General features: G+C 53.7%; 9 protein-coding genes. 4 read left to right on the forward strand and 5 right to left on the reverse strand.

The window, feature by feature from the left end:
- The coding region (locus tag LAT75_RS15680) for a PQ-loop domain-containing transporter (RefSeq protein WP_363320577.1) at positions 1-166 on the reverse strand (166 nt) is incomplete at its 3' end.
- Between the two features lie 52 nt (positions 167-218).
- Positions 219-1,499, reverse strand: a complete 1,281-nt coding sequence (locus LAT75_RS13820) for a hypothetical protein (protein ID WP_291483266.1) — start codon at positions 1,497-1,499, stop codon at positions 219-221.
- 348 nt (positions 1,500-1,847) lie between these two features.
- Between LAT75_RS13820 and amt the strand changes: the two genes are divergently transcribed.
- The 3 genes from amt to LAT75_RS13835 all read left to right on the forward strand — a co-directional run bounded on the left by amt (position 1,848) and on the right by LAT75_RS13835 (position 5,248).
- On the forward strand, positions 1,848-3,233 hold the full coding sequence (gene amt, locus LAT75_RS13825; RefSeq protein WP_291483267.1) for an ammonium transporter: 1,386 nt from the start codon (positions 1,848-1,850) through the stop codon (positions 3,231-3,233).
- A 247-nt stretch (positions 3,234-3,480) separates the two neighbouring features.
- Positions 3,481-4,194 (forward strand): TorF family putative porin, encoded by a 714-nt coding sequence (locus tag LAT75_RS13830; RefSeq protein WP_291483268.1) that lies wholly within the window; start codon positions 3,481-3,483, stop codon positions 4,192-4,194.
- A 214-nt stretch (positions 4,195-4,408) separates the two neighbouring features.
- On the forward strand, positions 4,409-5,248 hold the full coding sequence (locus LAT75_RS13835; RefSeq protein WP_291483269.1) for a formate/nitrite transporter family protein: 840 nt from the start codon (positions 4,409-4,411) through the stop codon (positions 5,246-5,248).
- A gap of 5 nt (positions 5,249-5,253) precedes the next feature.
- Here LAT75_RS13835 and LAT75_RS13840 read toward each other — a convergent pair whose 3' ends face one another.
- Positions 5,254-6,420 (reverse strand): RtcB family protein, encoded by a 1,167-nt coding sequence (locus LAT75_RS13840; protein ID WP_291483270.1) that lies wholly within the window; start codon positions 6,418-6,420, stop codon positions 5,254-5,256.
- Positions 6,421-6,634: 214 nt separating this feature from the next.
- Here LAT75_RS13840 and purU point away from each other — a divergent pair, with 214 nt between their 5' ends.
- Positions 6,635-7,507 carry a formyltetrahydrofolate deformylase gene (purU, locus tag LAT75_RS13845; RefSeq protein ID WP_291483271.1) on the forward strand — a complete coding sequence of 291 codons (873 nt, stop codon included), beginning with the start codon at positions 6,635-6,637 and terminating at the stop codon, positions 7,505-7,507.
- 93 nt (positions 7,508-7,600) lie between these two features.
- On the opposite strand, the gene hflC is transcribed toward purU, so the two are convergent.
- Both hflC and hflK read right to left on the reverse strand, forming a co-directional pair.
- The gene (gene hflC, locus LAT75_RS13850) at positions 7,601-8,539 is read right to left on the reverse strand and encodes a protease modulator HflC (RefSeq protein ID WP_291483272.1); all 939 of its coding nucleotides are present in this window, start codon (positions 8,537-8,539) and stop codon (positions 7,601-7,603) included.
- Between the two features lie 2 nt (positions 8,540-8,541).
- Positions 8,542-9,531, reverse strand: coding sequence for an FtsH protease activity modulator HflK (gene hflK / locus LAT75_RS13855; protein ID WP_291483273.1), 990 nt, complete (start codon positions 9,529-9,531; stop codon positions 8,542-8,544).
- Positions 9,532-9,843 lie beyond the last annotated feature (312 nt).

Genomic DNA, 9,843 nt, shown 5'->3' on the forward strand with positions numbered 1-9,843 from the left:
CGTAAACAAGCCAAAGGAAAACGCCGGTAGCAAAAATGGAAAACATCCCAAGGGAGAGGTCCTTGGCTGACTTCGATTTCCATGTTTTGATAACCTGAGGAAGAAATGAAATGGTTGTGCAGGTAGCCGCAAGAAGACCTACAACTGTTATCAGGGTGAATTCCATAGTTTGTGTTAATAAGTTGAAAGAGAGAAGGCGTACGGGGTTCTTTTTTGTGTCAGTGGGATGATGTACCGAAATGCAGTTGCCGCATTTCGATGCCATAAGAGGGCTCATGCCGCGTCCATGCGAGTAGGTACGTTCCCGGCTCACCCGGAACCGCTGCGAGCTGCGGAAAGCCCGAAAGCCGTGAGCTGCTCACCGGCAAATCGCTGATGATGCGGGCAACCGAAAAGCCGGTGCCGTCGGTTTTGCGGCTGAAGTAAACGGAAGCTATTCCCGGTTGGTCATCCGGCATTTCGAGCCAGACCAGAACAGCCTCCGAACCCGAAACGGCGCTGTTGACCCGCCCGAGAGCATCTCCAACGCTTAATCGTTGCGGCTCACCGAAATGCCGTTCGTTTAGGCTGCCGGTAGCGGTCATCACCCGGGCGTCGTTTTGCCCTGCTGTGAACCAGGCTGCGGTGAGAGAATTATCATGTACAAAAAGCTGCGCTCCGTTTACCGGGCAGCCGCCGATCTGCCAGCCGTCGCCATGGACCGGCACGGGCTCTGTCCAAATGCCGCTTTCCGGGCTGTATGAGGCTGTGTAGAAATCGCGCACTTCATCAAGGCTGCGGTTGCGGTAAATTACCCTGGCGGTATCTCCGCTGAAGGTCAGCGCGGTCGGGCAGCAGTCGCATACGCGGCTGTCGATTTCGTTTTTGTGGCTGATGCTGCCATCGCGGGAAAGCTCAGCCGAGCGCAGCGTCATTGCGCCGCCGTGGCTGTGCCCGTTGTGATGTACATGGCCGTCAGGCTCTGCTTCGCCCTCAAAGGCGGCGGCGGTGTTGCGACCGTCGAGCCAGGCAACCAGAACGCGCCCGTTGGGGAGCGGCTGCATCGAAACGAAGCCATGCTCAGAGGGGGAGCGGTCGAGATGGGGCGTAACCGGGGCCGACCAGTTCCGGCCGTCATCACTGAACGAGATTTGTACATGATAGGCGAATGGTCCGCCTTCGACCTTACGCAGCCAGTGCGCAGCGTAGTAGCCGGCGGGCGACCAGGTAACGGAGGGGAAATCGGCCCAGTTATCGAAGAAGTCGTCCCCCTCAAAAATAATGGAAGGCTCTGACCACTCTTCCCGCTCCAGGTGGCTGAACATGAGGGCGAAGCGGCCAGCCGCAGTTTCCTGAAGCCAGCTCATGAGGAGCTGTCCGTTCGCGGCAGCATGCAGAAAAGGGTACCGGGAACCTGCATCCGCCGGATGATCAGCTTGCAGAACCGTAACAGCCGGCTCAGAATCGGGTTTTGTGCAGGTGAGCATCAGCATAGCAGTAAACAGCAGAAAGAATCGCATTTAATTTTCAGCTTAGGTCTTCAGATGAAGCCGAAAGATAGAATTATTCTTTCATTAGCCTTATACAGATTTGGCTGTCATACGCCATTTACTGGCAGCCGTTTGGGAAAAAAACGGGTCTGAGCCTGATGTATATTAAAAAGATAACGCTGTTTGGAAGGGCTTTTACTTTAAATGTTTCAATCTGATTTACATAGATAAAAGCGCTTTTTGACATAAAATTCCTCATAAAGTTAGGCTAATAGGAGTTTGGGCATAAATAATGATTGACATGCAGTGGCATTGTAGAGAATTTAGCAACAGCTACTAACTGCTAACTAAATGCACACTAACTAAGCCTATATGCTTATGAAAAAAAGAATAACTACTATTGCAGCCTTAATTTTTTCGGGAACCTTGTTGTATGCAGGATCTGCTTCTGCCGAGCCCGTTTACAGCTCCATGGAAGAATTTATGGCTTCACCGGAGTACACCAAGTTTATTATTGATAACCTTTGGGTGCTGCTGGCAGCCGCTCTGGTTTTTATTATGCACCTTGGTTTCGCTTCGGTTGAAAGCGGAATGACAGCCGCGAAAAATACCGTAAATGTGATTTACAAGAATGTATTCATTCTTTGTACCGGTATTCTCGCCTACGGCTTCATCGGGTTTCAGATCATGTACCCCGGTGATTTTAACGGATGGTTCGGTTTTGGCGGCTTTGGGATCGGCTTCGACAGCTCTGATCCTGTTGCCTACCTCACACCGGCTTATGGTGAGGAAATGACCATCTGGACTGACTTTATCTTCCAGGCCATGTTTGCGGCTACGGCAGCGACTATCGTTTCCGGTTGCGTTACCGGCCGAATTAAGCTGCATGTGTTCATGATTTTTGGTTTCCTGCTGGTTGCCATTTCATACCCCATCACAGGCAGCTGGCTGTGGGGCGGCGGATGGCTCGACGAGCTGGGCTTCTATGATTTCGCAGGCTCAACCCTGGTTCACGGGGTAGGCGGTATTGCGGGTCTGGCCTGTATTATTCTGCTGGGTGCCCGAAAAGGCAAGTTCGCAGAAGACGGAACCATCAAACCAATTCTGGGCCATAACATCCCGCTGGCAACAGTTGGTGCATTCCTGCTGTGGTTCGGCTGGTTTGGCTTTAACGGCGGTTCGGTACTTAGTGCTGATCCGGTTGCTGTAAGCTTTGTGTTTGTAACAACCGCAATTTCTGCTGCGGCAGGTGCACTTAGTGCGATGCTGGTAACCAAGCTGTTTATCGATAAACTCGATGCAACCATGGCACTTAACGGCATCCTTGCTGGTCTGGTAGGTATTACAGCCGGTGCCGATGTAATTTCGCCGTTCTTTGCTGCCATCGTTGGTGCCATTTCCGGCGCAATTGTGGTGTTTGCTATCATTGGTCTGGACAAAATGAAGCTCGACGACCCTGTTGGCGCAGTTGCAGTACATGGCGTATGCGGTATCTGGGGCACGCTTGCGGTAGGTATTTTTGTGGCTGAGTTTTCAGTACTCACACAGCTTATCGGCGTAGTTGCCATCTACGGCTTTACCTTCCTGTTCGCGTTCGGCGTATTTGCTGCGCTCAAGTACACCATCGGAGTGCGTGTAAGCGAAGCGTTCGAAGCGCAGGGCCTTGATATTGCCGAGCACGGCGTTCCGGCCTACCCGAACTTTGCCGGAGTTGAAACCAACGGATTTGAATCTCCTGAACTCAAACCTGTGATGGATAAATAAATCCGGAACCCAACCGAATCACATCAATCGTTCAATCAAACAACTGCAAGAGGCCTTCGGATTTGAAAATCCGAAGGCCTTTATGAAAGGGTTAAAAGCTGTATTACTTGAAAACAGCATTTATCCCCAATCGCGCACGCGCCGCACCTTAACCGTTGTATCCTGTAAAATTCCCAAAACAATAAAAGCTACTGCAAGGCTTGAGGGGGCATGCATGGCTCAAATTAAACTCCTACAAATCACTGCTATGAAAAAAATAATTACTACCCTGGCCGGTATGGCCAAAGTTGCACTTATAAGCACTGCCCTTTTGGGTGTTGTGGCTACCGAAGCCGAAGCTCAGTTCGATATGAGCCTTGAGCTCAACAGCCGCTACGTATGGCGTGGTGCCGATTTCGGCAGCTCACCCAGCCTGATGCCGGAAGTAAGCTTTACTTACGGTGGTTTTGAAATCGGCGCCTGGGCCGCTTATGCTACCAACGGCAACCCCGATGGTACTGAAATCAACTTTTTTGCCGGCTACACTTTCGAGACCTCAGCCGGTGATTTCTCCCTGCATGTAACCGACTACTTCTTCCCGGATGAGCCCGTTTCTGTGTTCACCGGCGATGCGCACTTCGTTGAAATCGGGCTTTCCTACGAAACCGCGCTCTCCGAGAACACAAGCCTCGGCCTGAGCACCAACATGTTCGTGTATAACGACGACGACAACGCCATGTACCACGAAATTTCGCTCACGCAGGCCCTCGAAGATTTCGAGATCGCACTGTTCTCAGGCTTCACAACAGGGGCGACCGAGCTGTACGAAAACACACAGTTCTCTTTTATTAATGTCGGAGCAACCCTCTCCCGCGAGTTCACTGTAGGCGCAGCGACTCCGCTCGGCGTATCCGCCTCGCTGATTACCAACCCGCAGGCAGAGCGCATTTTCTTCGTATTTGGTGCTTCCATTGGGTTTTAGTACGGGTTACCTGTCGGACTGACACTTATTTTGGTATACCCCTCGGTCAGGCCGGGAGCTGTATCCTTCAGAACACAACTTGCTGGTTATGCTGGTTTTGTTCTGAAGGAAAGGCTTCCGGCCTGTACTTTTTCCGGCAGTGAACAGCAGTTTGGTTTGGCGGGTTGAATCAGGCTGAGTACCTTCACCCGTTACCAATCACGAAATTCATCTGATGTCTGATAAGCCGCAGAGCCGGATCCGCCACGAGAAAAGCCGCTTCGATGCCTACGACCCTGATGAGGTCGCTGAGCGCGTGCTTCAGGTTGGCGTCAAAAAAACACGCGCGGCTTTCCATAAAACGCTGATTTTGGGAACCCTCGGCGGCTGTTTTATTTCGCTCGGGGCGCTTTGGGAAGTTTATGTGCGCGCCCACCCCGCAGTTGACCCCGGCACAGCTTTTATCCTCGGGCCAATTTTCTATGCCATGGGCTACATCCTCGCGTTCATTGCCGGGGCCGAAATTTTCACAACTAACAACCTTGCGGCCATGAGCTGGGCTTCGGGTAAAGTCACGCTGTTTGAAATTACCCGAAACTGGACCCTTGTCCTCTTTGCCAATCTCACAGGGGCCGCCTTCATTGCGGGGCTGTTCTGGATGTCCGGCCTCGTGAATCAGTTCGATGATGCCCTCATCGATACCGCAAAGACCATCTCCGCCATGAAGGTCTCATTTACCCCGCTGCAAACCATCGTGATCGGCATTTTCGGGAACATGCTCATCTGTGCCGGACTCTGGCTTGCCATGGCCGGCCGCTCTGTTACCGATCAATTCTTTTCGCTGCTGTTGCCCGTCGCTGCCGTTCCGGCCATGAATTTCCAGCACTGTACAGGTAATATGTTTCAGTTTTTCCTGGCCCTCACCACCGAAACCGCAACGGTCGATCTCGACCTGCCCTCCCAAATCACCTTCTGGTCGGTATCAGCAAATCTGCTCTATGTGGCTGTTGGTAACATTATCGGCGGCGGGGTATTTATCGCGCTTGTCTATTATTTCGTGTTTATCCGGAAATAAAAAAATCACCCTTTAATTACCGCGAGCGGCTTCAGTTCCGTCACGATTTCGACCAGATCCTGCTGATTGGCCATCACCTGCCGGATATTTTTGTAGGAGGATGGGGCCTCATCCAGATCCCGCCTGCCGCGTACCGCATGAAGCACGCCCATTTTTTCGAGCTTCTGCTGCTCTGCTTTGAGATCGAGCTTTTTCCGGGCGGCATTGCGGCTCATCAACCGGCCGGCGCCGTGCGAGCACGACTCAAACGAAAGCGGGTTGCCTTTGCCGCGCACAATGTAGGATGGCGAACCCTGAGAGCCGGGTATCATCCCCAACTCGCCCAAACGGGCCCGGGTCGCGCCCTTGCGGTGCACGAGCACTTCCTCCCCGTAATGCATTTCCGTATCAGCAAAATTGTGCGGTTTGTTGATGAAGCCCGAAAAGCCAACATCACCCGCAACCTCACACACCGCTTCCTGCACCCGCTGCATCATCAGCCGGCGGTTGGCCAGCGCGAACTCAATGCAGAAACGCATCTCCGCCAGATAGGCACGAAACAGCGGGTCGTCATCACCAAAGAAGGAAAGGTCTTTGGGTACTTCATCCCCGCGCGCGGTAGTGCGCTCAACCGCAAGCCGGTGGTAATGTTCGGCCACCTGAAGCCCGATATTGCGCGAGCCCGAGTGAATCATGATCCAAACGAAGCCGTCGCTGCCCTGCTGCAGCTCGATAAAGTGATTGCCACCGCCGAGGGTACCAACCTGCCGCCGCGCCCGCTCAAACTCCCGCAGGGAAACCGGCGTCAGCCTTTCGCTGTCATCCGGCAGCGCGGGCATGCAGCTTTCCGGCTGGACTTCGCCGTGATGCTGAAACCCGACCGGCACCAGCCGCCTGATCAGTCCCATCATTTTTTTGAGGTCTTCGCCGCCAGTTCCGCGCAAATCCGTGCGCAGCGAGCACATGCCGCAGCCGATATCAACCCCGACCGCGTTCGGCACTACGGCCTGCCGCGCAGCAAGCACCCCGCCGATGGGCATCCCGAAGCCAAGGTGCGAATCCGGCATGATCGCGATATGATGAAACGCAAACGGCAGGTTCGCAAGGTCGAGCGCCTGCAACAGGGCACCATCCTCCAAATCATCAAGCCAGAGATACACCGGGATTTTCTCAGTCGAAATAACGCGTTTCATTGGGGGGGCTGTTTTCTTTTTATCGGGGGATGACGTCTGCCGTGCCGAATCCGAAGCTCCGTGACCGTTGGCTTTGGGGCTCCGGTGCTTCGGCAGGCTTACCGGCGGAAGAATATTAAACTACGAAGCTTCGGCCACAACATAAGTTGGGATTGTGCCCGCATCACCCTAATTTCAGGCTTTTTAAAACCCGTTCACTTTCTTTACAAATGCTATGAGTCCGACCCCGAACACGGCTACGGCCATTTTTCTGATTCAATGCCCCGATCAGCGGGGGCTTGTTGCCTCCATCAGCGGCTTTTTCTTTCAGCGGCAGTTCAACATCCTCAGCTGTCAGCAGTACTCCGATCTGCTCACCGGCAACTACTTCATGCGCATCGAGGTGGCCCTTGCAGACCTGCGCACCTCCCGCAAGCAGCTCGAAACCGACTTTGAAGGCTTCGGGCAAAACCTGAAGCTCAGCTGGTCGGTGCATTACACCGACGAAAAACAGCGGGTTGCGGTTCTGGTTTCAAAAACCTCGCACTGCCTGTACGACCTGATGCTGCGCTGGAAGGAGGACGAGCTCGACTGCGACATCCCCCTCATTATCAGCAACCATCCCGACCTTGAGGCCGTTGCGAATCAGTTTAAGGTGCCGTTCCACTGTCTGCCCGTAACCGCAGCAACCAAACCGGAGCAGGAGCAGCAGATCCGCCGCCTGCTCGAAACCCATCACGTAGATCTTGTGGTACTTGCCCGCTACATGCAGGTGCTCTCGCCGGAATTCGTGCGCGACTGGAACGGGCGCGTCATCAACATCCACCACGCGTTTTTGCCGGCTTTTCAGGGTGCAAACCCGTATCAGCGGGCTTATGAGCGCGGCGTGAAGATGATCGGTGCAACGGCGCACTATGCCACCGAAGATCTCGATGAGGGCCCCATCATCGAGCAGGACGTACAGCGGGTGATGCACGAAGAAACCCCGGCCGAGCTCAAGCAGATTGGCCGCGATGTGGAGCGCATCGTGCTTTCCCGCGCAGTACAGGCCCATCTGGAGCGCCGCATTATCGTGTCGGGCCGCCGTACCATCATTTTCAGAGGCTGATTTTTATCACATAAAAAAAGCCGGTACCGGAAAAATCGTGCATCACGAAATCCGGTACCGGCTTGTTTATTTTGGGGGAAGGGCTTCGTGCCCCTACTGCTGACCGCCGCCCATCAGGAAGCGGTAGAACTCGCTGTCGGTGGAGAGAATCACGGTTGTGTTTTCATCCATCGTTTTTTCGAAGGCTTCCATGGTGCGCAGGAACTGGTAGAGCTCGCGCGACACGCGGTTGCGGTTGTAGGCCTCGGCGTAAATGCGGGTCGCTTCAGCATCAGCACGGCCGCGGATTTGCTGCGCCTCACGGCGGGCTTCCGAGCGGATTCGCGCAAGGTCGCGCTCCATCTCCCCGAGAATCACACGTGCCTCGCCCTGACCTTCGGAGCGGAACTGATCGGCAATCCGGTTACGCTCAGAAATCATCCGGTCGAACACATTTTGCTGCACCGCTTCCACATAATTTACGCGCTTAAAGCGGAAATCGAGGATGCGGATACCCAGATCCTGAACCCGCGCATTGGCCCGCTCGAGTACCAAAGCTTCAATAGCATCGCGGCCAATAGTGATTTCCTCGAGGGTTTCGATATCATCAAGGAAATCTTCGGTTACTTCCGGCTCGCGGTTGGTTGAGCGCACGAGGTCGAGCAGGTCGTTGCTCGCTACGGCATTACGGGTTTCCCCGTCGAGGATGTCATCGAGCCGCGACTGTGCCCCGCGCTCATCCCGGAGGCGCAGGAAAAACTGCAGCGGGTCGGTGATTTCCCAGCGGGCGAAAGTATCCACAAAAATGAATTTCTTGTCGCTTGTCGGAATCTGATTGGCGTCGCCGTCCCATTCCAGAAAACGGCGGTCGAAGAACTGCACTTTCTGAATAAAGGGGATTTTGAACTGAAGGCCCGGACTGGTGATGGGCTCACCTACCGGGCGGCCAAACTGCGTTACGATTGCCTGGTTTTTTTCATCAACGATAAAAGCTGAGTTGAAGCCGACAAACAGGATTACTACGGCTGCAATAATGAGGATGGTATTTTTCATAATCAGTTACCTCCTCTTCTGTTCTGGTCGAGATTGAGCAGCGGCAGTACATTGTTGCCTTTTTCATCCACGATTATTTTGCTGCCCATGCGCGGCAGGATGCGCTCCATGGTTTCGAGATAGAGCCGCTGCCGGGTAACCTCAGGCGCCATCACATATTCTTCAAACACGGAGGTGAAGCGGGCTGCATCACCGAAGGCGTCGTTCACCCGGTTCAGGGCGTAGGCCTCGGCCAGCTGAATCATCTCGAGGGCTTCCCCGCGGGCCCGGGGCACTTCGCGGTTGTACTCGGCTTCAGCCTGATTGATGAGCGTTTCCCGCTGCTGCTGCGCCTGGTTCACTTCGTTGAAGGAAGGCTTAACCGGGTCAGGCGGGTTTACATCCTGAAGTACGATCTGATCGATACGGATGCCGTTCTCGTACTCATCGCACATGGCCTGAAGCAGCATTTCGGCTCGGGTTGCCACTTCCTGCCGGCCAACGGTGAGTACTTCGTTTACCGTGCGGTCGCCCACGATTTTGCGCATCACCGATTCAGACATCACCCGAAGGGTTTCATCGGCATTGCGAACGCGGAAAAGGTAGCGGTAGCTGTCCACGATGCGGTACTGAACCACCCATTCCACATCGGCGATATTGAGATCGCCGGTAAGCATCATGGATTCATCCACAAAAGGAGCCTTGCTGTAGGTCGTACGCTGACCCGACTGAACCGTACGGAAGCCGAATTCCTGCTTCAGCTGCCGCTGTACCGGTATTTTGTAGAGGGTTTCAATGCCGAAAGGCAGGATGAAATTCAGGCCCGGCTGTACGGTCCGGTTGTATTTTCCGAGGGTTACCACAACGCCTTCCTCTTCGGGGGCGATGGTGTAAACGGAGCTCCAAAGCCCGATCAAAACGAAAATGACAAGCAGCACTTTCAGAAAATGCTGCCTGAATAATTTGATTTCCGGGGGAAGATCCCCCATAGAGAATTCTGGTTTTTTTGCCATAAGTTGTATAAGGTTGAAAGGGGGGGAGTCCAGATAAGCAAAATGCTTCAGGAAATGTCCCCCCAAGTGAGGCTGATAAAATATTGCCGCGTACTTGTTGGTGCTGCTTCCGGATGCTGCACCTTGTGACCTAAAAAAAGCCGCCGCAGCAGCTTCTACGAACCGACAGAAACACGGTTAGGACTCATAGCGGGGCAAGTATAAATATTTTTATAATATACGCCCATTTACGGGCAGGTTCATGCGGAATTAAAGCCGGGGCCTTATTATTGACTATGGGTATAACATTATTTGAAAAAATGACAGCATGAA

This window comes from Cyclonatronum sp. (genome assembly GCF_022565315.1).
GTDB lineage: Bacteria > Bacteroidota > Rhodothermia > Balneolales > Cyclonatronaceae > Cyclonatronum.